Source organism: Rubrivirga sp. (assembly GCF_965213695.1).
Classification (GTDB): domain Bacteria; phylum Bacteroidota; class Rhodothermia; order Rhodothermales; family Rubricoccaceae; genus Rubrivirga.
Map to the genome: position 1 here is coordinate 1,247,312 of NZ_OZ243912.1, position 23,731 is coordinate 1,271,042.

General features: G+C 74.8%; 27 protein-coding genes. 2 read left to right on the plus strand and 25 right to left on the minus strand.

The features are described from left to right. Positions 1–42: 42 nt before the first annotated feature. The 13 genes from ACOOHE_RS05460 to ACOOHE_RS05520 form a co-directional block, all read right to left on the minus strand. Positions 43–417 (minus strand): flagellar biosynthesis protein, encoded by a 375-nt coding sequence (locus ACOOHE_RS05460; protein ID WP_420456787.1) that lies wholly within the window; start codon positions 415–417, stop codon positions 43–45. Positions 418–596: 179 nt separating this feature from the next. Continuing rightward, entirely contained in the window at positions 597–1,337 is a 741-nt protein-coding gene (locus tag ACOOHE_RS05465; RefSeq protein ID WP_420456788.1) for a flagellar hook assembly protein FlgD, read from the minus strand. A gap of 13 nt (positions 1,338–1,350) precedes the next feature. Next, complete coding sequence (locus ACOOHE_RS05470) at positions 1,351–1,965, minus strand: hypothetical protein (RefSeq protein ID WP_420456789.1); 615 nt, start codon at positions 1,963–1,965, stop codon at positions 1,351–1,353. A 1,265-nt stretch (positions 1,966–3,230) separates the two neighbouring features. Beyond that, a complete protein-coding gene (locus ACOOHE_RS05475) occupies positions 3,231–3,743 on the minus strand; it encodes a hypothetical protein (protein WP_420456790.1) in 513 nt (170 codons plus the stop codon). A 2-nt stretch (positions 3,744–3,745) separates the two neighbouring features. Then, entirely contained in the window at positions 3,746–4,210 is a 465-nt protein-coding gene (locus ACOOHE_RS05480; RefSeq protein WP_420456791.1) for a hypothetical protein, read from the minus strand. Between the two features lie 50 nt (positions 4,211–4,260). Further along, entirely contained in the window at positions 4,261–5,571 is a 1,311-nt protein-coding gene (locus ACOOHE_RS05485; RefSeq protein ID WP_420456792.1) for a FliI/YscN family ATPase, read from the minus strand. A 205-nt stretch (positions 5,572–5,776) separates the two neighbouring features. After that, entirely contained in the window at positions 5,777–6,502 is a 726-nt protein-coding gene (locus ACOOHE_RS05490) for a hypothetical protein (RefSeq protein ID WP_420456793.1), read from the minus strand. A gap of 1 nt (position 6,503) precedes the next feature. Further along, positions 6,504–7,502, minus strand: a complete 999-nt coding sequence (locus ACOOHE_RS05495; RefSeq protein ID WP_420456794.1) for a flagellar motor switch protein FliG — start codon at positions 7,500–7,502, stop codon at positions 6,504–6,506. Positions 7,503–7,506: 4 nt separating this feature from the next. Further along, positions 7,507–9,078: a flagellar basal-body MS-ring/collar protein FliF gene (gene fliF / locus ACOOHE_RS05500; RefSeq protein ID WP_420456795.1), complete on the minus strand. Its 1,572-nt coding sequence runs from the start codon at positions 9,076–9,078 to the stop codon at positions 7,507–7,509. Between the two features lie 106 nt (positions 9,079–9,184). Further along, positions 9,185–9,496: a flagellar hook-basal body complex protein FliE gene (gene fliE / locus ACOOHE_RS05505; RefSeq protein WP_420456796.1), complete on the minus strand. Its 312-nt coding sequence runs from the start codon at positions 9,494–9,496 to the stop codon at positions 9,185–9,187. A 1-nt stretch (position 9,497) separates the two neighbouring features. Further along, positions 9,498–9,722: a hypothetical protein gene (locus ACOOHE_RS05510; protein WP_420456797.1), complete on the minus strand. Its 225-nt coding sequence runs from the start codon at positions 9,720–9,722 to the stop codon at positions 9,498–9,500. 31 nt (positions 9,723–9,753) lie between these two features. After that, complete coding sequence (flgC, locus tag ACOOHE_RS05515; RefSeq protein WP_420456798.1) at positions 9,754–10,266, minus strand: flagellar basal body rod protein FlgC; 513 nt, start codon at positions 10,264–10,266, stop codon at positions 9,754–9,756. A 2-nt stretch (positions 10,267–10,268) separates the two neighbouring features. Further along, positions 10,269–10,601: a flagellar basal body rod protein FlgB gene (locus tag ACOOHE_RS05520; RefSeq protein WP_420456799.1), complete on the minus strand. Its 333-nt coding sequence runs from the start codon at positions 10,599–10,601 to the stop codon at positions 10,269–10,271. Positions 10,602–10,986: 385 nt separating this feature from the next. On the opposite strand from ACOOHE_RS05520, the gene ACOOHE_RS05525 reads away from it, so the two are divergent. Beyond that, positions 10,987–12,408: a sigma-54-dependent transcriptional regulator gene (locus ACOOHE_RS05525; RefSeq protein WP_420456800.1), complete on the plus strand. Its 1,422-nt coding sequence runs from the start codon at positions 10,987–10,989 to the stop codon at positions 12,406–12,408. Positions 12,409–12,554: 146 nt separating this feature from the next. Here the strand turns inward: ACOOHE_RS05525 and ACOOHE_RS05530 are convergent, their stop codons facing one another. From ACOOHE_RS05530 to ACOOHE_RS05550, 5 genes are all read right to left on the minus strand, one after another. After that, positions 12,555–12,911, minus strand: coding sequence for a hypothetical protein (locus ACOOHE_RS05530; protein WP_420456801.1), 357 nt, complete (start codon positions 12,909–12,911; stop codon positions 12,555–12,557). A gap of 51 nt (positions 12,912–12,962) precedes the next feature. Further along, a complete protein-coding gene (locus ACOOHE_RS05535) occupies positions 12,963–13,310 on the minus strand; it encodes a hypothetical protein (protein WP_420456802.1) in 348 nt (115 codons plus the stop codon). 2 nt (positions 13,311–13,312) lie between these two features. Further along, positions 13,313–14,830: a flagellar filament capping protein FliD gene (gene fliD, locus ACOOHE_RS05540; protein ID WP_420456803.1), complete on the minus strand. Its 1,518-nt coding sequence runs from the start codon at positions 14,828–14,830 to the stop codon at positions 13,313–13,315. A gap of 22 nt (positions 14,831–14,852) precedes the next feature. Then, entirely contained in the window at positions 14,853–15,179 is a 327-nt protein-coding gene (gene fliS, locus ACOOHE_RS05545; RefSeq protein ID WP_420456804.1) for a flagellar export chaperone FliS, read from the minus strand. 244 nt (positions 15,180–15,423) lie between these two features. After that, entirely contained in the window at positions 15,424–16,557 is a 1,134-nt protein-coding gene (locus ACOOHE_RS05550; RefSeq protein WP_420456805.1) for a flagellin, read from the minus strand. A 307-nt stretch (positions 16,558–16,864) separates the two neighbouring features. Here ACOOHE_RS05550 and ACOOHE_RS05555 point away from each other — a divergent pair, with 307 nt between their 5' ends. Further along, a complete protein-coding gene (locus tag ACOOHE_RS05555; RefSeq protein ID WP_420456806.1) occupies positions 16,865–17,683 on the plus strand; it encodes a TMEM175 family protein in 819 nt (272 codons plus the stop codon). On the opposite strand, the gene ACOOHE_RS05560 is transcribed toward ACOOHE_RS05555, so the two are convergent. The 7 genes from ACOOHE_RS05560 to flgA form a co-directional block, all read right to left on the minus strand. Beyond that, a complete protein-coding gene (locus ACOOHE_RS05560; protein ID WP_420456807.1) occupies positions 17,671–18,558 on the minus strand; it encodes a hypothetical protein in 888 nt (295 codons plus the stop codon). The genes ACOOHE_RS05555 and ACOOHE_RS05560 overlap by 13 nt on opposite strands. Positions 18,559–18,659: 101 nt before the next feature. Beyond that, positions 18,660–20,015 (minus strand): flagellar hook-associated protein FlgK, encoded by a 1,356-nt coding sequence (gene flgK, locus ACOOHE_RS05565; RefSeq protein WP_420456808.1) that lies wholly within the window; start codon positions 20,013–20,015, stop codon positions 18,660–18,662. A gap of 5 nt (positions 20,016–20,020) precedes the next feature. Continuing rightward, positions 20,021–20,437, minus strand: coding sequence for a hypothetical protein (locus ACOOHE_RS05570; RefSeq protein WP_420456809.1), 417 nt, complete (start codon positions 20,435–20,437; stop codon positions 20,021–20,023). Then, entirely contained in the window at positions 20,434–20,949 is a 516-nt protein-coding gene (locus ACOOHE_RS05575; RefSeq protein WP_420456810.1) for a rod-binding protein, read from the minus strand. The genes ACOOHE_RS05570 and ACOOHE_RS05575 overlap by 4 nt, the downstream gene beginning before the upstream one ends. A gap of 133 nt (positions 20,950–21,082) precedes the next feature. Next, the gene (gene flgI / locus ACOOHE_RS05580; protein WP_420456811.1) at positions 21,083–22,195 is read right to left on the minus strand and encodes a flagellar basal body P-ring protein FlgI; all 1,113 of its coding nucleotides are present in this window, start codon (positions 22,193–22,195) and stop codon (positions 21,083–21,085) included. Positions 22,196–22,298: 103 nt separating this feature from the next. Next, positions 22,299–22,931 (minus strand): flagellar basal body L-ring protein FlgH, encoded by a 633-nt coding sequence (locus tag ACOOHE_RS05585; protein ID WP_420456812.1) that lies wholly within the window; start codon positions 22,929–22,931, stop codon positions 22,299–22,301. Positions 22,932–23,038: 107 nt separating this feature from the next. Further along, on the minus strand, positions 23,039–23,722 hold the full coding sequence (flgA, locus tag ACOOHE_RS05590) for a flagellar basal body P-ring formation chaperone FlgA (protein WP_420456813.1): 684 nt from the start codon (positions 23,720–23,722) through the stop codon (positions 23,039–23,041). Positions 23,723–23,731 lie beyond the last annotated feature (9 nt).

The window sequence follows — 23,731 nt, forward strand, 5'->3', positions numbered from 1 at the left end:
CGCAAGAGCGGGTGGGTCCGGCCGGATAAAAGGAAAACGGGGTTAGAGAATGAGGGCGCTGTCGATCTGGGTGACGGCCCGGTCGCGCATCTCGTCGGGCGCCAGCGCCGTGACGACGGTCCGGTTCGGGACGTTGACGACGAAGGCGGCGTCGGGCCCGAGCAGGACGGCGTCGCGCGAGCCCTTGGCCGCGAGCGTGTCGAGCGCGTCGGCGATCCGGGCGCGGTCGCCGTCGGTCAGCGCCAGCCCGCGCTCGCCGAGCCGCTGGGCGGCGTGGGCCGAGACGGTGAGGCTCGGCGGGCCGGCCGCGCGGTCGAGCCACTCGGCGAACCCGGGACCGCGCGGGGCCGACGGAGCGCCCGGGCTCGGAGGAGCCGGGAGCGCCGCGACGCGGCCGGCGATCTGTTGGACGGTCATGGCATGGGCGGGGGGAGGGTGAGGAAAAGGGGCAGTCCGAACGTGTGGCGTCGCAGCGATTCTGGCAGGCTGGACGTGGCCGATACGTGATGCGTGATTCTGTGCGTGAGGGTCACGCATCACGGATCACGCATCCGCGGCGATTGGGGTCGGCCCGTCCGAGGCGTCGTGGCAGAGCCCTACGCCCCGCCCGGGACGACGGAGAGCAGCGACTGGAACGGGATCGGCCGGCCGCCGACCCAGAGGAAGAGCCCGTCGCGCTCGACCGTCAGCCGGTCGACGGTCCCGCGCGTGACGGCCGTCGCGCGGACGGGCTCGCCCTCGGGCCCGAGGGCCGAGACGCTGACCGTGTAGGCGCCCTCGGGCGCGGCCGAGCCGTCGTCGAGCGCGCCGTCCCACGACAGCTCGTGGTCGCCCTCGCTGAGCGCGCCCGTCCGCATCGTCCGGACGAGGGCGCCGTCGGCGTCGCGGATGGTGACCTCGACCTCCCGAGCGGCACCGTCCAAGCGGACCGGGATCGGCGCCTCGCCCGTGCCGGCCCACGCGACCGTGGCCCCGGCCATCTCGACCGTCTGCCCGATCAGCGCCGTCGCCGACTGGAGGTCGATCCGGCCCGTGAGCTGGCTCGTCATCCCGGCCTGCCCGGCGCGGAGGCCGTCGATCGCGCCGGCGAGGGCGGCGACCTGCCGCGCCTGGCCCGCCATCGAGGCGCTGATGTTCGTCAGCTGCTCGACCTGGGAAAACTGGGCGAGCTGGGCCGCGAACTCGTGGCCGTTTTGGGGGCTCGTCGGGTCCTGGTTGCGGAGCTGGGCGACCAGGAGCTGCAAGAACTCGTCGCGTCCGAGCGCGCTGCTCCCGGCGCCACCCGCCAGGGCGGCCGGGGACGGGCCCGCGAGGGCGTTGGTGGAGATCGTGGACATGGGAGGTGGGGGGTCAGCCGATCCACTCGCGCCGGCCGGCGACGAAGGAGCGGGGGGAGGTCGGGGAAGAGTCGAGCGCGGCCGAAGACGAGGCCGAACCGCTGCGCTCGCCTGGCGTGCCGGCGTGGGAGCCCGTCGAGCCGTCGCCGGTCGCAGCGCCGTCGCCCGTGGTCGAGCCGTCGGCGAGCGAGAGCTGGACCGGCTCGGCAAAGTGCTCGGCCAGGACGTCGCGGAGCCGGCCGGCGTGGGCCCCGGCGAGCGACTGGAGCTCAGGGTCGCTAAAGTGGAGGCGGACGGTCACCCCGTCGCCCTCGTGGTCGGTCCGCAGGCGGACCGTCCCGTCGTCGCCCAGCGCCACCTGGACGCTCCGGCCGCTCGCGGCGCCGAGCGCCCCGAGCCAGGCCGAGGGGGACAGGCGGGCGGGTAGCCCAGCGCCGGGCGGGACCGCCCGAGTGCCGGCCGGCGTGGACGGGCCCGCCCCCAGCGCGAGGTCGGGGGCGGCGTCGGCCGCGTCCAGAGCCGCCGGGTCCGCGGCGTCGGTGGCCTCGTCGTCAATCACGGCGAGCACGGCGGCCGGCAGCGCGGGCGCCAGTGTGGAGGCCGGAGCCGGCGCGGTCGGAGCGGCCACCGGAGCCGACGCGCGAGCTGCGGTCAGAGACGGCGGCCCGTCGGCCGCCTCGGCGTCCGGCCCAAGGGCGGGGGCGCTCAGCGGATCGGTCTCCGTCCTCGCGTCGTGGGCGTCGGGCGGCGTCACCGGAGCGGGGTGGGGGCGTTGCCGAGACGCGAGAAGCGACGGCGCCTCCGAGCTCGCATTGTCGGTCAGAGAGGCGGGCGCCGGTTGCGGTGAGGCGGGAGCGGGCTCGGGCACCGGCGCGGCCCCCGTCGTAGGTCGCGGCGTCGAGCCGCCGTCGGTCACCGTCGGACGGGCGGGGGCCACGGTCGGTCCGTCCGGCCGCTCAGCCGCCGGGACCTGAGAGAAAACGGGCGAGCGAGCGTCGACGGGCAGACGGGCAGCGGCAGGCGGCGGCAGAGGAGCCATCGGCACAGGGGCCGTCGGTGGCCGAGTGGTGGCCGGGCTCTCCCCGGCGCCGTTGTCTCCGAGGAGAGTCGCAGCCCCCACCGGACGGTCGCGCGGCTCATTCGTGCGAGGTCGCGACGTGGCCGGCAGAGCGTCCGGCAGGTCCGCAAACGACACCATTCGCGGAGGCGCCGTCCGGGTCGATGCGCGAGCCGCTGCCGGGGGCGCCGGGGCGTCGACGTCGCTCGCTTGGGGCGGACGCACGGGCGCCATCGTCGGAGCGGCGTCGACGGGTCCAGAGCTCCCGGCAGGCGTCGGCCGAGAGATCGGCTCGTGCGGCACGTTCGCCGACGCCGGGCGTGCCGGAGGGCTGGCGGTCCGAGCCGGGCGCTCCCCAAACGCAGGAGGGGTCGGTCGGGCGGGCTCGGCCGGCAGATCGGCGGGCGCCCCGGTCTGCGGTCGGGGCAGCGGTTCGTTCGGTCGCACGACGTCCCCACCAACGGTCTGAGGAGCCTGCGGGACGGGAGGGGCGAGGGCACCGACGGTCGGGTCGCCCTCCCTCGGCGTGTCGGACGGCACCGGGTCGTGGCCATCGGGGACGGGGACGGGCTCCGGCTGGCCCAAGGCCGCCAGCGTTTTGGGGTCGGGCGCCCACAACGGCGACGGGTCGACCGCGGCGTGGGGAGGCGCGTCGGCCGGCTCCGCGCCGTCCGGGAGCTCGCGTGCGGCCTCCGGGTCCGGCGCCGGCCGGCTCGGCGATGGGAGCGCGGCTTCCGCGTCCAAGAGCGCGGGGAACCCGCTCGGCGCGGACGTCGGCGCCGGCCCCGGGAGGAGCGCGCCGAGCCGGGTGGCCACGGTGTCGAGGAGCGCCAGCATCATCGGTCGACCTTGGAGCTGTCGCGCGCCGACGCGGTGTGGAGCGGGACCGAGGCGCCGCCCGGCAACTGGTGGCGGACGAACGCCGCCGCCTGGGCCGGCGTCAGCGCGTCGAGCAGCCGCGACCGGTTCCGCGCCGACGCCGCTTGGTAGAGGCGGACGAACGAGCGGCCGTCGAGGCGCTGGACGACCTCGCCGAGCGCGTCGTCGTCGAGCTTGGTGACCGTCGTCGCCAGCTCGGCCGCCGTCGTGGACGACTCGGCCTCGCCGTCCTGGCGGCCCTCGATGACGTCGCGGAGCGAGTCGGCGCGGGCCTCGGCGGCGGCGAGCTGCCCCTGCATCTGGGCCAGCTCTTGCGAGAGTGCGGCCACCTCGCCGGGCGCGGCGGCCACGGCGGACGAGTCGGAGGGGGCCGTCGTGTCATCGGCCGCCGCGTCGGCCGGCGGCTGGCGGAGGACGACCACGCCGACGGCGAAGAAGACGCCGGTCAGGCCGAGCGTGAGGAGGGCCATCTTCATGAGGTCGAGGTCGAGGTCGAGGTCAGGGCGCGGGCGGCGCGGCCCGCGGTGGTGAGGTCGTCGAGGCCGGCGATCTCGCGGCGGTGGGCCCGGACGCGGTGGGCGTCGGCCGCCTGGTCGCGGAGAGTGACGAGGGCTTCTTGCGCGCGCAAGGCGGTGGCCAGGGCGCGGCGTGCGTGCGTTTCGTCGGTCCGGAGCCGGTCGGCGGTCTGGCGCGCGGACCGTGCCGCACGGGCCAAGCTGCTCCGATGCGACGAGGCGCCCCCGAACTGCCTGGCCGTCCGGGGAGAGGCGTCGGCCGCGAGGCTCCCCGCGAGGTCGGCCTCGGCTCGGGCCAGCGTCGCCTCGGCCACAGCCCGAGCCCTCGCGGCCCGGACGAGTGCCTGGCGCGCGGCGTCGACGGCTCGGGTGCGGAGCTGGAGCGCGGGGGACAAGGCGAACTGGAAGCGGCCGGCGGACATGCGGGGGGAGGGGGGACGAGGGGAGGCCGGCAAAGGCCGGGCCATCGTGCTCAGGCCAGGAGCGCGGCGAGCTGGGCGGCGGCGTCGCCCGCGTCGGCGTCCCTCGGTGGCTGGCGCAGGAAGGCGGTGAGCGCCGGGTGGAGCGCGACGGCCCGGTCGGCGTCGGGGTCCTGGCCCGGCTCGAAGGCGCCGACGCGGACGAGCGGCTCGACCTCGCGGTAGGCCGCGATGAGGGCGCGGGCGTCGCGGGCGGCCTCCTGCTGGGCCGCCGTCGTCACGCGCGGCATCACCCGGGACACGCTCGCGGGGACGTCGATGGCCGGAAAATGGCCCGCGTCGGCCAGTTTCCGCGAGAGGACCACGTGGCCGTCGAGGATGCCGCGGACGGCGTCGGCCACGGGCTCGTCGAGGTCGCCGCCGTCGACGAGCACGGTGAACAGGCCGGTGATGGTGCCCCGGGCGCCGGGCCCGGCCCGCTCCAAGATCCGGGGCAGCAGCGCGAACACGCTCGGCGTGTAGCCCCGCGTCGTCGGCGGCTCGCCGGCGGCCAGCCCGATCTCGCGCTGGGCCTGGGCCACGCGCGTGACCGAGTCCATCATCAGGAGGACGTCTTTTCCCTCGTCCCGGAAATGTTCGGCCACAGCCGTCGCCACGAGCGCCCCGCGAACTCTCGCCAGCGCGGCCTGGTCGCCCGTCACCGCGACGACGACCGACCGGCGCAGCCCGTCCTCCCCCAGCGTGTCGTGGACGAACTCGCGCACCTCGCGCCCGCGCTCGCCGATGAGCGCGATCACGTTGACGTCGGCCTCGGACCGCTCGGCGATGGTCCCGAGCAGCGTGCTCTTGCCCACGCCCGACCCGGCGAAGATCCCGACGCGCTGGCCCTTGGCGAACGTCAGCAGCGCGTCGATGGCGCGGACGCCCGTCGCGAGGGGCGCGTCAATGAGCTGGCGGTCGAGCGGCGCCGGCGGCTCGGCGCGGACGGGCCGGCGCTCGGGCAGCGCCAGCGGCCCCTTCCCGTCGATGGGCCGGCCCGAGGCGTCGATCACGCGGCCCAGCAGCGCGTCGCCCACGGCGACGGCGTGGGGGCGGGCGGCCCGCTCGACCAGGCTCCCGGCCCGCAGACCGGTCGACTCGCCGAGGGGCATCAGCAGCGCGGCCGAGCCCCGGATCCCGATGACCTCGGCCTCGACCGGCGCCGCGCCCTCGGCCGGCCCGTCCGGGCGGATCAGGCACATGTCGCCGATGGCCGCTTCCAACCCCGTCGCCTCGATGACCAGGCCGGTCGCCGAGCGGACCTTCCCGAAGTGGGCGGGCCGGGGCGGCGCGGCGCGGAGCTCTCGGAGGGCGTGGGCGATCATCGGGTCGGTAGGTCTGTTCTCAGAAACTGTCTGGGGAAGCCCTCCAGCCGTCATCCCCGCGAACGCGGGGGTCCATGCGGGGCCGCTCGCCGGGCGGCCGGGAGGCCGGGAGGCCCCTCACCCTGTCCCTCTCCCACGGGGAGAGGGGGCCCCGTAGGAAGAGTCCTGCCTTCGCCGAACAGCTTCTCAGTGGACGGCTCGCGGCTCACCGCTCCAGCGCGTCGAGGCCGAGCCGGTCGCGGAGCGTCGCCAGCATGTCGGCGCGGACGCGGCGGACGGCGGCTTGGGACGTCGAGACCGACCAGTCGCCCTCGGCGAGCGCGTCGCTGGGCTCCCACCGGAGGTCGGGGTGCGCGCCCGACAGGGTGGCCGCGAGCCCGGACTCCTGGAGGTGGAGGAGGTCGACGGGCGGGACGGCCACGACGACCGGGCCGCCGCCCGCCAGGCCGTCGACGGTCTCGGCGAGCGCGTGGTCGGCCGCTGCCCGCTGGTCCGGGCTGAGGGGCGCGTCCAAGACGGCCTCGGCCGCCTCCAACGCGAGCGCGACCAGCTCGGGCTCGATCTGGCGGAGCGCCTCGGCCCACAGGTCGGTGAGCCGGTCGGCCGTCTGCCGGGCCGCGTCGGAGGCGGCCTCGCGCGCGTCGTTCGCTTGGTCGAGCGCGGCCGTGAGCCGGTCGACCTCGGCGCGGAGCGCGTCGGTCTCGGCGTCGTGCGCGGCGGCCTGGGCGGCTTCGAGGGCCTCGGCGCTCTCGGCGTCCGGCCCGTCCTCCGGGGCCTCGCCGACGGGGTCGGGGAAGAGCGAGGGGAACGGGACGAACGCCGGGAGCGCGGCGGCGTCGAGCGGCTCGTCCTCGTCGAGCACCTGGAAGAGGAACGGCTCGAGCGGCGCGTTGTCGCGCAGGACCCGGGCCGAGGGGGACAACGCGGCCATCTCAGGCGGGCTGGGGCGCGGCGATGTCGACCTCGCCGCCCTCGGCCAGCTCCATCACCACGCCGACCACGGCGCGCTGGGCGTCCTCGGCGTCGGCCACGGAGACGTCGCCGGCCATCTCGATCTCCTCGCGCAAGCCGGCCCCGACGCGCTCGCTGACGCTGCCGAAGATCCGGTCGCGCAAGCCGTCGTCGCAGCCGTGGAGGGCCCGAGCGAGCGCGCCCGAGTCGACGGCGGACAAGATCCGGGCGAGGGCGCGGTCGTCCAGGCGCATCAGGTCCTCGAACACGAACAGCAGGCCCTCGATGCGCTCGGCGAGGTCGGGCGTGCGGGCCTTGAGGTCGTCCAAGACGGCGCGGCCGGTCGAGCGGCCCGTCTGCATGAGGATGTCGGCGGCCTGCTTGACGCCGTCGGCCTGTGCCGAGCGGTTGCCGGGCCCGAACCGCTGGCGGAGCGCGGCGTCGAGGGCGCCGAGCGCGGCCGGGGGCGGGACCGTGAGCGTCGAGAGCCGGCGGATCACGTCGCCGCGCTGGTCGGCCGGGAGCCCAGCGAGGGCCGCCGCCGCCGTCCGGGCCGGCAGCCGCGACAGGATGACGGCGGCCGTCTGGGGGTGCTCCTCGGCCAGGAACGCCGCGAGGTCGTCGGCCGGGACGGACTGGACCAAGTCGAACCCGGTCCCCTCTGTCGCCGCCTCGACGCGGGGCAGGATGGCGCCCACGCGGTCGTCGTCGAGCCCCTCGCGCAGGAACGTCCGGGCCGTCTCGAGCCCGCCGACGGCCTCGGCCGACGGGGCCACGCCGGACGACGCGCGGAAGGCGTCGAGCACGTCGGCGACGGTCGCGGCCGGGACGCGCTGGAGCCGGGCGACCTCGACCGAGAGCCGCTCGACCTCGTCGTCGTCGAGCGTCGGGAGCAGCCGGCTGGCCGTCTCGACGCCGAGCGCGATGACCAGGACGGCGGCGCGCTGGACGCCGGTGAGGGTGGGGGAGAGGGCGGTCATGGGGTCAGGCGGCGTCTTCGCGGAGCCAGGCACGGACGACGGCGGCGGCGGCCTCGGGGTCGTCGGCGACGGAGGCGCGCAGGTCGTCCAAGAGGGCGGAGTCGTCGGCGAGGGCCTGGGCTTCGGGCGAGAGCTTGGCCGCGTAGGGGTCGGCCTCGACGCTGGCGATGGTGGCCCGGGCGCCGGCCTCGGGCAACCCGACCAACTGGCCGTCCTCGCCGACGGCGAGCTGGGGCGGGGCCGCGTCCGGGTCGGAGTCCGAGTCGTCGGCCGCGTCGGGCGGGGTCGTCAGGCCGTCGGCGAGCGAGCGGAGCAGGCGGTAGCCGAGGACCAGGACCAACAGGATGACGCCGTAGCGCAAGCCGAGCCCGGCCCAGACCGTCCCGTCGGCCGAGGCGAAGAAGCCGGCGTCGTCCTCGGGCGGGGCCGAGAACCGGATCTGCTGGACGGCGAACCGGTCGCCGCGGCCCTCGTCGAAGCCGACGGCGTTCTTGACCAGGCTCTCGATCTGGCGGAGCTGGGCGTCGGTGAACGGGGTCGGCGTGCCTTCCTCCTGGGGCCGGTCGAGGTCGGGCGCCGGGGCGGCCTCGTCGAGGACGACGGAGACCGTCAGCGTCCGGATCGCGCCGGCCTCCTGCTCCGACCGCGTCGTGCTCCGCGTGACCTCGTAGTTCGTGACCGACGACGACCCGCCGCCGCCCTGGACCATCTCCTCCTGCGTTTCCTCCGACAGCACCGTCTGGCTCTCGGGGTCGACCGCGTTCGTCTCGACGCTCGTCCGCGCCAGGTCGAGGTCGGCGGCGACGCGGACGACGGCGCGGCCGGGCCCGAGCATCTCGTCCAACATCGACTGGCCGGCCCCGGCGAGGTAGGCCTCGACCTCCTGGCGCATCCGGATCTGGGCCGTCGACATCCCGCTCTCGGAGCTCTCGGCCCCGGGCCCGGCCAGCATCCGGCCGGCCTCGTCTAGGACCGTCACCTCGTTCGGCGACATGCCCTCGACGGCCCCGGCCACGAGCGCCGTCACGCCGACGACCTGCTCGGGCGACAGCGACCCGCGGACGGCGAGGACGACCGACGCGCTCGGGGCGACCTGCTGGTCCCGGAACGGGCTCCGCTCGGGGAGCACCAGGTGGACCCGGGCCCGCTCGACCTGGCGGATCGACGAGACCGTCCGCGAGAGCTCGCCTTCGAGCGCGCGCTTGACGTTGAGCCGCTGCATAAAGTCCGTCATCCCCAGCGTCCCGCCGTCGAACAGCTCGTAGCCGGCCGGCCCGTCGGTCACGACGCCGTCCGACGCGAGCCGTAGGCGGAGCCCGTAGACCTCGTCGCGCGGGACGTAGACCGAGGCCCCGCCGTCGCGCAGGTCGTAGGCCACGCCCTCGCCCTCGAGCTGCTCGACGATCCGCCCGGCGTCCTGGGCCGGGAGGTTGCCGAACAGCAAGGCGTAGTCGGGCTGGGCCGCCCACCGGCCGACGGCCAGCAGCGCCACGACCACGCCGACCACGACGCCGCCCAGCAGGAGGCGCCGCTGGGGCGGGAGCTGTTCGAGCGACTGGCGGGCCTGGTCGAGCACGGGGAGATGGGGGTTGGGGATTGGGGGGTAGGGGTTGGGGAAGGGGGCTAACGGATGGCGCCGGGCTGCTGCCCCAACACCCAATCCCTACCCCCCGACCCCTCGCTTACACCTGCATCCGCATGAGCTCCTGGTAGCCGTCCAGGAGCTTGTTCCGGACCTCGGTCAGCAGTTGAAAGTGGAGCTCGGCCTGGTTCAGCGCGATCATCACCTCGTGGACGTTCTCGGTCTCGCCCGCGAGGAAGGCCTCGACCTGGGCGTCGGCCACTTTCTGGGTCCCGTCGACGCGGTCGACGGCGCCGGCCAGGGTCTCGTGGAAGGCGGGGCCGGCGGGCCGGGTGGCGCCCTCGGCGGGCGGGCCCAGGATTCGGACGGGCGGCCCGCTCTGGACGCGGGCGGCGATGGCGGCGACGGTCATGTCAAGCGGAGACGTCGATCTGGGTGCCGAGCTGGGGCGCCGCGTGGACCTCGCGGCCCGGCCCGTACAGCTTCTGGGCCACGGACGGCCGGGCCGGGAAGGCGTCGGCGATCCGGGCCTCTTCGGCGGCGGTGAGCGGGGCGGCCGGGGCGATGGCCACGGCGGGGCGCGTCGGGTGGACGGCCGAGGAGCCCAAGCGGGCGGCGGAGGGAGAGAGCCCTGTCATTGCGGGGAAAAGGAGCGGGGTGGGGGTGTCGTCAGATTTCGAGCGAGCGCTTGATCATCTCCTTGGCCGCCTTCACCGAGGTGAGGTTGGCCTCGTAGATCCGGTTCGCCGAGATCATCCGCGCCATCTCGTCGACGACGTTGACGTCGGGGTAGTGGACGTAGCCGTCGCCGTCGGCGTCGGGGTGCGTCGGGTCGTACTCGAGCCGCTCGCGGTCCTCGCCGACGACCTCGGTCGTGGGGCCGAGCTCGGCTGAGGTCCCGGGGCGCGCGATCTGGACGCCGCCCAGGTGGCGCGGGTCGGAGGTCCGGAGCGGGAGCTGGGCCCGCCGCAAGCTGGCCTCGAACCGGCGGAGCGCGCCCGGCGCCTCCTGGAGCGCTCGCTTGGGCTGGTACGGCGTGCCGTCGGCGGTCCGGGTCGTGGTCGCGTTGGCGATGTTCTCGGTCGCGACGCCGAGCGCGACGCGCTGGGCCTCCAAGCCGCGGGCGGCCGTCCGGAACGGGCTGAAGGTGCGGCTGCCGCCGCCTCGGAGGGGGGAGAGCATGGCTAGCCGGCGCGTCCAGTGACGCCCGTCCGGAGCCGGGCGAAGTGCTCGTGGAGCGCGCGCGTGGCGAGCTGGACCCGCATCTGGGTGTCGGCCATCGCCATCAGCTCGTCCTCGAGGAGCGGCGGCCGGTCCTGCTCGACCAGCTCGGCGGCGACGTCGGCGGTGGCGTCGGGGCCCCGGCGGCGGGCCCGCTGGAGCGTGTCCTCGAAGCGGACGTCGAGCCGGTCGTAGCCGGGCGTGTCGAGGTTGGCCACGTTCGAGGCCAGGCCTTCGAGCCGCCAGGTGTAGGCCTGCATGGCGTTCCGGAGGAGCTGGAGCGGGGGAGTGGTCACGGGGCCGGGAGCGGTGGAGCCCGTCCCTTCTCCAAGCCCGTGCCAACGGAACGGCGGGACGCCCGCCAGGGCGTTCGTCGCCGATTGGGTCGCGTTGAGGCGGGCGGACGGGCCCGCCGCCCTCGGAATCTCTTTCCGACGCCCGGAAACAACCGGGCGGCCTCGCGGCCCGGGGCAAGCGCGTTCTCGGCTCGCGGCTCGGAGACCGGACGGGTTCGGAGGATGGGGTGCGGGCGGATGGGAGTGGGTTTCCCCCACACTCCCCCTCCCACACGCTGGGTCCGGCTCGCGGACTGGAGAACGCGCTCGCCCTGGGCCCCGCTCTCAGCCCGGCTCGTCCGGGCGGATGCTATCTTTTGATCGCCGATACATCCCACCGTTCCGTATGTCCACCGCATCGTCGTCCTCCCCCGGAGGCGGCCCCCCGCGCGTCCTCTTCGTCGACGACGAGCTCCCGCTGCGCGACGTGGTCTCGCGGCTGCTGTCCCGGCGCGGCGTCGACGTCACGACGGCGGGCGACGCGGTCACGGCCGTCGAGATCCTGCGCGACCGGCCGTTCGACCTGGTCATGACGGACTTCCAGATGCCGGACATGGATGGGTTCGAGCTGCTCGCCCACGTCCGCGAGCACTACCCGGACCTCCCGGCCATCATGATCACGGGCCACGCGAGCGTCCAGCACGCCGTCCAGGCCATGGCCGGCGGCGCCGTCGACTACCTCCCCAAACCGTTCGCCGTCGACGCCTTGGCGGACCGGGTGCTGGGCCAGATCGAGGCGCGCCGGGCGGCGTCGAGCGGCGACGGGGCCGCCGCGCCGCGCCGGGCCCCGCGCTCGGCCCCCGGCCCCTCGGTCCAGTTCGTCGGCGAGCACCCGGCCGTCGTCCGGCTCCGCGAGTTGGCCGACCGCGTCGCGCCGAGCCAGGCGCCCGTGTTCATCCACGGCGAGAGCGGGACGGGCAAGGAGGTCATGGCCAAGTACCTCCACGCCCAGAGCGGCCGGCCGGGGCCCTTCGTCGCCATCAACTGCGCCAACCTCCCGCGCGAGCTGGTCGAGAGCGCCCTCTTCGGCCACAAGAAGGGGGCGTTCACGGGCGCCGTCGGCGATCACAAGGGCGTGTTCGAGGAGGCCGACGGCGGGACGCTGCTCCTGGACGAGGTGACCGAGGTGGACCCGGCCGTCCAGGCCAAGCTGCTGCGCGTGCTCCAGGAGGGCGAGGTCCAGGCCGTCGGGGCCCAGCGGCCCAAGGCCGTCGACGTCCGGATCGTGGCGACGACGAACCGGGACGTGGCCGAGGCCATCGCCGGGGGCCAGTTCCGCGAGGACCTGTACCACCGGCTGGCGGTGTTCCCGGTGAGCCTGCCCCCGCTCCGCGCCCGCGGCGACGACGTCCGGCTCCTGGCCGAGCGGTTTATCGAGAAGTACCGGGCGCTCTACGGGCTCGGCCCGAAGCGGCTCGCGCCGGCGCTCCTCGACCGGTTCCTCGCCGCCGAGTGGCCCGGCAACGTCCGCCAGCTCGAGAACATGGTCCACCGCGGCGTCGTGCTCTCGGCCGAGCGCGACGCGATCGAGCCCGGCGACGTCGACCACGCCGACCTGATGGACGCGGCGCCCATCGAGGGCGGCCACGGGCTCGCGCCCCGCGCCCACGCCGTCACGACGCTCGACGAGATGGAGCGGCGGATGATCCTCCAGGCCCTGGAGGACACGGGCGGCAACCAGGTCCAGGCCGCCGAGCGGTTGGGCGTCAGCGACCGGACGATCCGGAACAAGCTGAAAAAGTACCGCGAGGAGGGCACCATCGACTAACGCCGCGGCTCGAAGTCCTCGCCGGGAGCCTTCGTTTGGTTCGGATGCGTGATCCGTGACTCTCACGCGCAGAATCACGGATCACGCATCGAGCACGCTCGATGTGCCAGAAGCGCGGGTCGTACGGTCCGCGACGCCGCCCGGCGCTACGCGCGGTCGGACCCCGCGAGGTCGGAGGCCACCGACGCCGCGAGCTGGTCGAGGGCCTCCGGCCGGTCGTAGTACCCCGTCCGAACGCGCTCGCGGAGCTCGTGCAGGCGGGCCGGGCCGAGGTCGGACTCGGACCGGAGGGCGACCCGGGCCGCCTCGACGTCGGCGTCGGAGGCCTCGGGCGCGGCGCCGGCCTGGGCGCGGGCAGCGGCCGAGATCTCGACGCGGTCCCGGCTCGGCGGGGCCTCGGTGCCGACGGGCCGGTCGGCCGGGCGGCCGTCGGCCGGCTGCTGGCGGACGGGGTCGACGGCAGGGACGGTCGCGTGGGTGTCGGGGGGGATCGGGGCGATCATGGCAATGGGAGGAGGGCCTGTACCGGACTCATCGAGGGACGGCGGGCGGACTTAAGCCCCCGCGCGAAAAGAGATCCGCGGGGCGGTGTCAACGAGGGACGCGCGCGGGTCGGCGGCGTAGCGGTGGCCGGCGTCGGTGGCCCGGCCGACGGCGGCGAGCGCTTCGGTCAGCACCTGCGTCCGGTCGGCGAGGGCTCGGTGGAACCGGGCGTGCTGGTCGCGGAGCCGGTCGGCCAGCGCGGCCGGAGGCCGGGGGAGCGCGGCGTCCCGGATCCGGTCCAGGAGCCGGCGCTGGTCGTCGAGGGCAACGGCGGCCCGGTCGAGGTCGCCCTCGACGAGCGCTGCGACCACGCGGTCGCCCGCGTCCAGGACGTCGGTGTAAAGGGGAGGGGTCTCCACGGCTAGAAGTAGAACAGCGACTGGAGGGACGCGAACTGGCCCTCGGCCTGGGTGGTGATCACCTGGAGCTGGGCGAACTGGGCCCGGAGCAGCTCCTCGCGGGCCGCCAGCCGCGTCTCCCACCGCGAGATCTGGCCGTCGATCCGTCGGATCCGGTCGTCGCTCCCGCGCCTGCGCTGCTCGATCGTGCCCTGCGGCCCCAGGAGCCCCTCGACCCGGGCCGACAGGCGCTCGGACAGGCCGCCCTCGGACGAGAACAGCGCGCCGACGGCGTCGGGCGTGTCGCGGAGGGCCTGGTCGAGCGCGTCCCCATCGGCGATGGAGAGCGTCCCGTCGCGGGCCGTCTCGATGCCGAGGTCGGCCAGCCGGCGGAGGTCGCCCGTGCCGCCGATCCCGCGCGAGAGGTCGTTGCGGAGCCCGGCGCGGAGCCCGCTGATGGCGGAGTCGCCGGCGAACCGGCCCCGGGCGCCCGTGTCGCCGTCCACCTTGGACTTGGTGTTGAGGAACGAGACCAGGCCGTTGTAGGCCTTGACGAACGCCTCGACCTCGGACCGCATCCCCGCCGCGTCGGCGCCGACGGTGAGCGCGGCGGGCGCGCCGGAGACCGACGACAGCGTGAGCGTGACCCCGTCGAGCGCGTCGCCGACGGTGTTCGAGTCGCGGTAGATCGACAGGCCGTCGAGCGTGAACGCCGCGCTGAGCGCCGAGTCCTCGACGCTCGTCCCGACCGCCACGACGGCCCCGCCGCCCGTGCCCGAGCGGACCTCCGTCCGGTCGACTTCGAGCGCGGCCAGGATCCCGTCGGGGTCCGAGAAGGTGAGCCGGTTGCCGAAGCCGGTGGCCTCGCTCCGGAGCGAGAGCCGCGAGGTCCCGCTCGTCTCGTGGACGACCGACGCCGAGGCGCCGGTCCCCTCGGCGAGCAGGCCGTCGGCCTGGGCCGCCGCGACCGCGTCGTTGACGGCCGCCGCGAGGCCGGCCAGGACGTCGGCGTCCGTCGCGCCCTCGGGCGGCGAGTAGCTCACGGCCAGGTCCACGGGGTCGCCGTCGGGCTGGGCGAGGTGGACCGTGAACGACCGCGTGCCGATCGTGTCCGGCGTCGGCGGGGGGATGCCGAACGGGCCGCCCGGGTTGCCCGGGTCCACGAACATCTCGGCCAGGCCGGTCCCGCCGTCGGCGTAGCGCTTCGACAGCCGGGCGTCGGCCCGGGCGAGCTGGGTCACCTGGACCTCGTGCTGGCCGGCCGCCGCGCTGTCGCTGGCGGTCGCGCTGAACCCGGCCCCGTCGGCGACCGTGGCCGCCTTGGCCGAGAACGGCGACCGGAGCGGGTCGGCGAGCTTGTCGAGCAACGAGTCGAGGGCCGACGCCTTGCTCGAGAAGTCGTTCAGGACGCCCTTGTAGACGCCCTGCTCGGTCTTCTCGGCGACGAGCTTCAGCCGCGGCTGCGACTCGACGGCGATGACCTGGCTGATGAGCTGCTCGTAGAGCGAGCCCGAGTTGTAGATCTTCGAGAGGTTCGTCATGGCGTCCGGGGGAGGGCCGGGGTCAGGCGGCGGCGGCGACCGGGGCGAGCGTCGCCTGGCGCCACGCCTGGCGCAGGCCCGACAGGATCTCGACCACGACGCCGAGATCGCCCTCGGTCGCCGCGCGGATCGAGAAGTCGTAGAGCCCCTGCAAGTTCTCGGCCAGCTCGCCGCCCCGGTCGAGGTCGAGCGCCGCTGTCAGCTCGACGAGCGCGCGGCGCGTCCGGGCCGTGTCGCCGGCCTGGGCCGCGCTCACGCCGATCCCGTAGAGCTTGTCGACGAGGGCGGCGGGCGAGGCGGTGCGCACGGCCTGCTGCTGGTAGAGACGGAGCGGACTGGGGGCGGGCATGGGGGCGGCGAAGGGGGTTCAAGGGGGACGACGGAAGGGCGCGGGCCCCTCGCCTTCCTTATCGATGGCCGGCCGGACCCCTTTACCGGCCGGCGGAAAAAGAGCCGGCCCCGCCGCTCGGCCCGAAACGGCACCGGCCCGCCAGCGCACAGGGCGCCGGCGGGCCGGGAGGACAGGGCCCGAGGGCCGCCAGAACCAGGGTCCAGAAGAGGCCCCGTCCTGGTCCTTGTCTCCGAGGCGAGGCCTAGAAGAACGAGAGGACGGACTGCGGCGCGGCGTTCGACTGGGCGAACATGGCCGAGCCCGTCTGCTGGAGGATCTGGAGCTTGACGACCTCCATCTGCTCCTTGGCGAAGTCGGCGTCCTTGATCCGGCTGTTGGCCGCCTCGTAGTTGTTCATCGACGTCTCCAGGTTCTGGGCCTTGAAGTCGAGCCGGTTCTGGCTGTCGCCGATCCGGCCGGCCGCCTTGTTGATCTTGGCGATGGCCCCGTCGATCTGGGCGAGGGCGGCCGTGGCCGTCTCGGCCGTGCTCACGTCGAGGTCGAGCGCCGCCGAGGCGTCGCCGGCCACGGTGAACGTGTCACCGCTGACGAACGTGGCGTCCGCGTCCAGCGTGACCGAGATCCCGTCGGCCGTCGAGTACGAGGCGCCCTTGAAGTCGTCGAGCGAGGCCACATCGTCGGCCAGGTCGACCGTCGTCGAGCCGTCGTTGTAGGTGAGCTTGAACGTGCCGGCCGACGTGCCCGCCGCGATGGCGAACGTGCCCGTCGCGACGTCGGCGTCGCCCGAGAACGTGGCGGACTCGACCTTGGCCGCGTTCGTGCCGCCGACCGTGGCCGTCTTCGAGAGCGAGTCGGTCCCGAGCTCGTTGAACTCGACGCCGAACGTCTGGCCCGCGGCGGCGCCGACCTGGAAGGAGAGCGACGTGCCCGTGTTGCCGTTGTCGAGCGTGTCGGTGCCCGAGAACAGCTTCTTCCCGTTGAACTCGGCGCCGCCCAGGATGTCGTCGATCTCGGACGAGAGCGCGTCGAGCTGGGTCTGGATCGCCGCCCGCTCCTCGGAGCCGTAGGTGTCGTTGCCGGCCTGGATGGCCTTCTCCTTCATCGTCTGGAGAATGTCCATCGTCGAGCCGAGCGCGCCCTCGGCGACGGTCAGCATGGACTTGGCGTCGCCGATGTTCGAGAGCGCCTGGGCCTGGCCGCGCGTCGTGGCGGTCAGCTTGTTCGAGATCGTGAAGCCGGCCGAGTCGTCGGCGGCCGAGTTGATCTTGGAGCCGGTGGCGAGGCGGAGCTGGCGCATCCCGATCTCGTTCGACGTCTTGTTGAGCGACGACAGCGAGAGGGCGGCCTGGGTGTTGGTGTTGATGCGGAACGACATGGTGTGACCCGGGGGTGTTGGAGTGTGGTTCTGGCGGACCGTGGACCGGCCGCTGAGGGACTTATCGAGGTCCGCCGGGTCCCCTTTATCCGCCCAGCCCCTCCGCGTCCCCTTTTTCGTTCGTCGCCGGGTCAGGGAACCGCCGCGTTCCCACGCGCCCCGCCTGAACGGCCTGAGCCGGCCCTCGGCCCGCCGGCTCGACCCGCTCTGCCACCGCGAGCGGGGAACTGGTGGCGCCGCTGGGCCCAGACCGGGCTCTCGTGGAGGAGCGGGCGTCGCCTAGCTTCTGGCGCCCTCTGTCTCCGCCATGATCCGCACCGCCCTCTTCGGCCGCACCGCCCGCCGCGATCTCGAGGACGACTTCCGCTGGCGCGGCGAAGGCGTCTCGCGCTTGGAGAACCTCTCCGACATCGTGTTCGCCTTCGCGGTCTCGTTCCTCGTCGCCAGCGCCGAGGTGCCCTCCACGTTCGGCGAGCTCGCCCGGGTCATGGTCGACTTTGTCGGCATCGGGGTGTGCTTCGCCGTCATCCTCCTGGTCTGGTACGTGCACTACCTGTTTTTCCGCCGCTACGGGCTGGAGGACGGGCGGACGGTCCTGCTCAACTCGCTCCTGCTGTTCCTCATCCTGTTCTACGTCTACCCCCTGCGCTTCCTGACCAACTTCCAGACGGACCTGATCACGGGCGAGCTCCGGGGCGCCGAGATCCGCGACGTGTTGGCGTTCGGGCAAGGGCCGTGGCTGCAAGCGATCTACTCGGCGGGGTACGCGGGCGTGTTCGCGGTCTTCGCGCTGCTCTACCGCCACGCGCTGTCCAAAGCGGACGAGCTGGGACTGAGCGATGTCGAGCGTGTCCTCACTCGGCAGCGGATTTGGGGCAACGTGATCCACGTGTCCGTCGCCGTCGCGGCCACCGCGCTCGCGTTCGCGCTCCCGCTGCGGTGGTCGCCGATGTCGGGGGCGGTGTACTTCGCGCTGTGGCCGCTCCTGGCGTGGGAGCATCGTCGCTCGCGCCAAAGGCTGGAGGCGTTGACGCAGGGCCGCGCGTCGCCCCGTCGTCCTCCGGCGGCCCCAGCCGCTGCGGAGCCGCCGGGTGGAGGGGAGCGTGCCGAGGGCTACGAGAGGTAGTTCAGGAGCGACGTCTGGACCGTCGCGGCCGTGGCCCGGAGCGCGGCCTCGAGCCCGGTCTGGCGCCGCTGCATCTCGCCGAGCACCTCGGCCAGGTCGATCTCCTCGATGGACGCCCGGCGCTCGCCGGCCAGCAGGTCTTGCGCCTCGACGGCGCCGCGGGCATTCTGAAGCGTCCGGGCCACGCCGCCGGTCCGGGCCCCGATCCGGATGTAGTGGTCGGTCCCGGCCTGGGTCCCGTCGAGCGCCGCCGCGATGGCGGTGGGGTCTTCCGCGCGGATGGCGTCGGCGAGCGCCTGGAGCCGGTCCGGCGCCGAGAGGCCGTCGACCACCAGCGCGTCGGTGGCGTTGAGCGCGAGCACGGTGCCGGGGGCCACCTCGCGTCGGCGCTGGCCGCTGAAGTCGCCGGGCGCAATGGCGCCGGCCGCGTCGAGCGGCGCGGTGTCGGTCTCGTTGCCCGCGAACAGGTGCTCCCCGTTGCTCTTGGCATTGAGCCGGGTGACGACCTCGGCCCGGAGCGACTCGACCTGGTCGGCCAGCTCGTCCGGCGAGAAGACCCCGTTGGCCGCCCTCAGCCCGACCGTGTGGGCCTCCGAGAACAGGTCGGCGACGGCGTCGACCTCGGTCTGGGTCCGGTCCACCCAGAGCTGGGCCGCGTCCAGGCTCCGGCCGTACTGGGCGAGCCGGCCCTGCAACGCGCCCAACCCCTTGGCCTGGGAGAACCCGGCGGGGTCGTCGGACGGCCGCTGGATGCGGAGGCCCGTCGCGAGCTGGCTCGTGAGGGTGTCGACGGCGGCGCGGGCGGCGGGGAGCGCACCCGACGCCCGGCTCTGGGCGACGGCGCGGGTCAGGACGGACTGGATGGGCCGGGTCATGGTCGGGTTGATGGGTACGGGGTACTCGGTACGGGGTACTCGCGCGCGCGCGCCTGGGAGCGGAGTCGTACCGCGTACCCTGTACCTCGTACCCGTCTGAGCTAGATCGCGAGCAGCGTGTCGAACAGGGAGTCGGCCGTCTCGAGGACTCTCGCCGAGGCGGCGTAGGTCTGCTGGAAGCGGATGAGGTTCGTCATCTCCTCGTCGAGGGAGACCCGAGAGACGCCGTCGCGCAGGGCCTCGGCGTGGGCGGCCACCGCCCCGTTCGCTCCGGCCGCCGTCGACGCCTTCCGGGCGCCGGATCCGAGGTTGGCGAGCAGGCGAGTGGCTGCGGTGGACGTCTCCTCGCTCAGCCCGGCGATGAGGGTGGCGACACTGGCGTCGCCGGGTCCGGTGGTGCCGGCGGCGACGCTCTCGGCCGTCAGGCCCGGGGCGAGCGAGATCGTGCCGGCTGTGACGCCGGCGGGATCGAAGAACGGCTGGCCCGTCGAGCCGTCGAGCCCGGTCCCGCCGGCGTGCGCCGCGTTGACGGCGGCGACGAGATCGGCGGCTAGGCCGTCGAGCGCGGCCCGGGCGCCGGGCAACGCCGTGCCGAGCAGGTCGAGTTGAGCCCCGAGCGCGCCGCCGTCGAGCGCGCCCAGGCGGAGCGAACGGTCGGACCCCTGGGCGCGGATCTGGGGCGCGGCGACGTCGGGGGGGAGGGCGAGCCGGAGCGGCAGGACCTCGTCGTCCTGGACGGCCATCATGCCGTCGAGCGTGACGGTGACCGACCCGTCGGGCTGGTCCTGGAGCGCGAACGGGGCCAGGCCCGCCAACTCGTCGAGCACCACGTCGCGGCGGTCGAGCGCGTCGAGATCCGAGGACCCCTGCGCCTGGGCCGTGCGGATGGCCACGTTGAGGTCGGCGACCTCGGCCAGCAGCGCGTTCGTCTGCTCGACCGTCGCCTTGAGGTCAGTCTGGACGGAGGCGCCGTAGCTCTGGAGCCGGCTGGCGGCGCCGTTCAAGGTCTGGGCAAGCTGGCCCGCCTTTGACAGGAGCGTGTCGCGGACGCTGAGGTCGGCGGGCGCGTCGGCCACGTCGCCCCAGGCGTCGAAGAAGCCGCCGAGCGCGCCGAGGAAGGCGTCGCCGCCGTCGGCCGCGAGCTGGCTCTCCAGGCCCGACAGCAACAGCGCGCCCTCGTTTGCTCCGCCGCTGCCGGCCCGGCCGCGCCGCACGGCCCCGTCCAGGATCCCGTTGCGGACCCGGTCGAAGCTGCCGACCTGGACGCCGCCGCCCGGGCTCGGACCCGACCGGATAAAGACGCCGCCGCGCGCCGCCGGCGTCGCCCGCAGGCCGACCGTCCGCCGCGTGTAGCCGGGCGTCTCGGCATTCGCGATGTTGAGGCCGGTGGCGTTGATCGCCGCCTGGTTGGCGAGGAGCGACTGCCGGGCGGTCGAGAAAAGGCGGGTCAGGCTCATGGGAGTTAGCCGGTCTGGTGGATGCGGCCCGCTGACCCCGACGCGCCGACGGCGCCCCGGGCGGTGTAGACGAGGGCGGCGGCCGGCGCCGTCGCCTGCTGCCACGCCCCGATCAGGTCGCGGCCCAGGGCCGCCGCGTGGTGGAGCGCGAGCTCGAGCTCGTCGCAGGCGAGGCGGGCCTCCTGGGCCGAGGCGTGGAGCGCGGCCCGGGCCTCGGGCCCGACCGGCGGCGCGTCGGGCGCGGCCACCCGGCGCTCGCGGTCGGCCCGGCGGCGGTCGAGGTCGGCGACGGCGTCGAGGGTCTGGGCGGCGGCGGCCTCGAACGTGTCGGGCGTGCCCTCGCGCAGGGCGAGGAGCTGGGCGCGGGCGGCGTCGGCGAGGGCGGAGAGCGCCTGGCGCTCGGGGGCGAACACGTCGGTCATGAGGGGGGAAGGCTAGGATCGATGGAACCGGCCGGACCTTGAGCGCGCCCGGCCGATTGGTGTTGCGGGTCGAGGGCGTCGGCGGGCCCTGGACCCCCCGCTTCAGCAGCCATCGCTCCGCTCCGAGCCGTAGAAGCCGTCCCCCTCATCGAGGGGGACAGTTCGGGCGCCCTTGAGCGGAGCGATGGGCGTTCGGACGGGGGGCCCGCTGGTGTCGACTCCGGGAGCCGGCCGGCGCGGTCCCACTGCTGCATCAGCAGGTCGGCGATGCCGAACGTGCCGCTGTCGACGAGGTGCTCGGCCAGCGTGTCCGTCAGCGTGTCGCGCTGGAGGTCGGACTGGCCGGAGAGCAGCCCGCCTTCCTCACTCTGGAACAGGTCCTTCGTCATCACCTCGACGAACTGGCGGACCAGGACGGCCTCGAACTGGCGGGCCGCCTCGGCGGGGTCGTCGGCCGGGCGGGCGGCTCCGGCGGGCGGGCGGGCGGAGGACGTGGGGGAGAGGGGGGACATGGCGGGGATGTCGGGGAGTCGTCAGGGAGGGCGAGACCGGATGTGTGATTCGTGATTCTCCGTGTGAGAGATCACGCATCACGAATCACGCATCCGCTCCGGTCGGATCTCACAAACGGGCGGAGACGAACCGTCACAGCACCACCAGCTCGCCCTGGAGCGCGCCGGCCCGGTCGATGGCCTGGAACACGGCGATCACGTCGCGGGCGGCCAGGCCGAGCTCGTTGAGCGCCGCCGCCAGCTCGGCGATGGTCGTGTTGGGCTGGAGGACGACCGACCGCGCCGGGGCTTGGTCGATGCCCACGCTGCCGACCGGCACGGCGACCGTCCGCCCGTTGGCGAACGGCTCCGGCTGGGCGATGGCGGGGTCGACGGCCGTCGAGATCGTCAGCGAGCCGTAGGTGATCATGACCTCGGCGATCGAGACCGCGCCGCCGGCCACGACCGTCCCCGTCCGCTCGTTGACGACCACGCGGGCCGGCACGTCGACGTCGACGCGCAGCCCTTCGAGCGCGGCCATCAGCCCGGCCGGGCCGCCCGCGTCGGCGGGGACATCGACCTGGACCAGGCCCGCGTGGACGGCCGTCGCCGAGCCCGGGAACGCCCCGTTGACGACGTCGGCGAGGGCGGCGGCGTTCGAGAAGTCGGGGTCGCGCAGGACGAGCCCCAGCGTCCCGGTCGGCAACGTGGTGGCCGGGGCGAGCGTCACGAGCCCGCCGCCGGGCACGCGGCCCGTGTTCGTCGGGCCCGTCCGCTGCGACGTGCCGGCGGCGCTGGCGAGCAGCGTCCCGGTGAGGACCGGGCCCTGGGCCAGCGCGTGGACCGCGCCGCCGGCCGCCATGTCCTGGAGCGGCGTCTGGAGCAGCACGCCGCCCGCGAGCGAGCGGGCGTCGCCGAGCGACGAGACGGTCACGTCGAGCGCCGAGCCGGGCCCGGCGAACGGGTCGAGCGTCGCCGTCACCATGACGGCCGCCGCGTTCCGCGAGCCGAGGGTCTGCGGGTCGACGGCGATCCCGAATCGCTGCAACATGTTGGCGATGCCCTGGACCGTGTACGGCGAGCCGGACCGGCCCCGGGCCCGGTCGCCCGTCCGGTCGAGCCCGACGACGATCCCGTAGCCCAACAGCTGGACCGGCGCGGCGCCGGCCGGGACCACCAGGTCCTTGAGGCGGGCGCTGGCCGCCGGCTGGGCGAGCGCCGGCCCGGCGAGCAGCGCCAGGAGGAGAACACAGAGGAGTCGGTGCATCACGAGTGGGTGTGAAGGCGTGGTTGCCGCCGGTGCCCCCTGCGAAGTCCCCTCTCCCCGTGGGAGAGGGACAGGGTGAGGGGCCTGCCGAAGGGCGGTCGCACTACGGGGCGAGGGCGTCGGCGCCACCGCCGGCCGACGAGGTGAGCAGGACGGCACCGACGACGACGGCCACCGTCCCGACGAGCGTCAGGAACCGGCCGCGCAGGAACTTGGGGCCGCCGCCCTCCTGGCGGTAGACCACGTCGGCCCCGGCGATCTGGTACGACAGGACCGTGTTGGCCGTCGTCACGTCGGCCGGGCGGACGAGCCCGCGGACGGTCATCAGGTGGACGTCGCCGTCGACGTTGAGCCGGCGCTCGCCCTCGATGGACAGGTTGCCGGCGGGGTCCACCGCGACCACGCGCGCCGTGATGGTGCCCGCGAGCAGGTCGCTCTGGACCGTCCGGCTGTCGGCGTCGCGGCGCCCGCCGGCCGTCGCGTCGAGCCCGAAGAATCCGCCCAGCGACGACGACCCGGCCCCGCCCACCTGGGCGCTCGACTCGGCCGAGCTCTCGGACGCCCGCCGCGCCGACGTCCGCTCGGCCAGGACCACCGTCAGCAGGTCGCCGGCCTGGTAGGCGCGGAGGCTCGAGTACAGGGAGAGGGGCTGGCGCGGCGCGGGCTCGGGCGGCGGCGCAGGCGCCTGGGCCGCGGCCGGGCCGGCGACCAAGAGCAGGAGGAGCGTTCGGATCATATCGGTCGGATCACGTTTGGTCAGTGGGCGGGCCAACGTTTGGAGTCGATGGGGGTGGGGAGAGGTTGGAGAGGAACCCCCTCCTCACACTCCCCCCGGCTTTCGCATCACAGGGTGGCCGCCCAGTCGCCCTCGCCCGGGGCGGTCAGGCGGACGCGGTAGCTCGCGCGGGTGCCAGAGCAGGTCGCGCGGACGACGTCGCCGACGGCCCCGCGCTCGCGCGCCTGGCAGTCGAGGACGACGACGACCGCGCCGCGGGCGTAGCGGATACGGACGGGCTCGCCAGACTCGACGGCCGCCGGCGCCTCGACGTGCCGCGACGTGAGAACCGTGCCCGCTCGGAGCGACCGGGTGGCCGTCCCGTCGGCAAACGCGGCGCCGAGGGCATCGGGGAGGCGGGTGACGTCGGCGCGGGCCCAGCGGAGGGCGTCGGCGACGGGCTCACCCCTCGCGACGTCGCGCGTGAGCACGGCGACCGTGTCGAACACGGCGACCTCGAGAAAGGCCCAGCCGGCCGACGTCCACTCGCCATCGGACAAGGTCTCGACCTCGGCCGAGACACGGGGCGGGTTGGCCTCCCTAAAGCGGACGCGGAGCGGGGGCGGGGCCGTCTCGGCACCTCCGCTCAAGCGGATGACACGGACCTCGGCGTCGGCCCACACGGAATCGGCCACGGCCTGCGCCGCGGCCACCACGTCGGCCTCCGTCGCCCGTGCCGTCGGCGCGAGTACGAGCAGAGCGAGGGCCCACAGCGACCGCGAGCCCGCCCGACGGCGGCCCCACAGGTCCACGAGCCCACG

Excerpts from the sequence above, each read along its gene's own strand:
- ACOOHE_RS05460 (WP_420456787.1), bottom strand. The coding sequence starts at position 417 with ATGACCGTCCAACAGATCGCCGGCCGCGTCGCGGCGCTCCCGGCTCCT.
- ACOOHE_RS05465 (WP_420456788.1), bottom strand. The coding sequence starts at position 1,337 with ATGTCCACGATCTCCACCAACGCCCTCGCGGGCCCGTCCCCGGCCGCC.
- ACOOHE_RS05475 (WP_420456790.1), bottom strand. The coding sequence starts at position 3,743 with ATGGCCCTCCTCACGCTCGGCCTGACCGGCGTCTTCTTCGCCGTCGGC.
- ACOOHE_RS05480 (WP_420456791.1), bottom strand. The coding sequence starts at position 4,210 with ATGTCCGCCGGCCGCTTCCAGTTCGCCTTGTCCCCCGCGCTCCAGCTC.
- ACOOHE_RS05485 (WP_420456792.1), bottom strand. The coding sequence starts at position 5,571 with ATGATCGCCCACGCCCTCCGAGAGCTCCGCGCCGCGCCGCCCCGGCCC.
- ACOOHE_RS05490 (WP_420456793.1), bottom strand. The coding sequence starts at position 6,502 with ATGGCCGCGTTGTCCCCCTCGGCCCGGGTCCTGCGCGACAACGCGCCG.
- ACOOHE_RS05495 (WP_420456794.1), bottom strand. The coding sequence starts at position 7,502 with ATGACCGCCCTCTCCCCCACCCTCACCGGCGTCCAGCGCGCCGCCGTC.
- fliE (WP_420456796.1), bottom strand. The coding sequence starts at position 9,496 with ATGACCGTCGCCGCCATCGCCGCCCGCGTCCAGAGCGGGCCGCCCGTC.
- ACOOHE_RS05510 (WP_420456797.1), bottom strand. The coding sequence starts at position 9,722 with ATGACAGGGCTCTCTCCCTCCGCCGCCCGCTTGGGCTCCTCGGCCGTC.
- flgC (WP_420456798.1), bottom strand. The coding sequence starts at position 10,266 with ATGCTCTCCCCCCTCCGAGGCGGCGGCAGCCGCACCTTCAGCCCGTTC.
- ACOOHE_RS05525 (WP_420456800.1), top strand. The coding sequence starts at position 10,987 with ATGTCCACCGCATCGTCGTCCTCCCCCGGAGGCGGCCCCCCGCGCGTC.
- ACOOHE_RS05530 (WP_420456801.1), bottom strand. The coding sequence starts at position 12,911 with ATGATCGCCCCGATCCCCCCCGACACCCACGCGACCGTCCCTGCCGTC.
- fliD (WP_420456803.1), bottom strand. The coding sequence starts at position 14,830 with ATGACGAACCTCTCGAAGATCTACAACTCGGGCTCGCTCTACGAGCAG.
- fliS (WP_420456804.1), bottom strand. The coding sequence starts at position 15,179 with ATGCCCGCCCCCAGTCCGCTCCGTCTCTACCAGCAGCAGGCCGTGCGC.
- ACOOHE_RS05550 (WP_420456805.1), bottom strand. The coding sequence starts at position 16,557 with ATGTCGTTCCGCATCAACACCAACACCCAGGCCGCCCTCTCGCTGTCG.
- ACOOHE_RS05555 (WP_420456806.1), top strand. The coding sequence starts at position 16,865 with ATGATCCGCACCGCCCTCTTCGGCCGCACCGCCCGCCGCGATCTCGAG.
- ACOOHE_RS05560 (WP_420456807.1), bottom strand. The coding sequence starts at position 18,558 with ATGACCCGGCCCATCCAGTCCGTCCTGACCCGCGCCGTCGCCCAGAGC.
- flgK (WP_420456808.1), bottom strand. The coding sequence starts at position 20,015 with ATGAGCCTGACCCGCCTTTTCTCGACCGCCCGGCAGTCGCTCCTCGCC.
- ACOOHE_RS05570 (WP_420456809.1), bottom strand. The coding sequence starts at position 20,437 with ATGACCGACGTGTTCGCCCCCGAGCGCCAGGCGCTCTCCGCCCTCGCC.
- ACOOHE_RS05575 (WP_420456810.1), bottom strand. The coding sequence starts at position 20,949 with ATGTCCCCCCTCTCCCCCACGTCCTCCGCCCGCCCGCCCGCCGGAGCC.
- flgI (WP_420456811.1), bottom strand. The coding sequence starts at position 22,195 with ATGCACCGACTCCTCTGTGTTCTCCTCCTGGCGCTGCTCGCCGGGCCG.
- ACOOHE_RS05585 (WP_420456812.1), bottom strand. The coding sequence starts at position 22,931 with ATGATCCGAACGCTCCTCCTGCTCTTGGTCGCCGGCCCGGCCGCGGCC.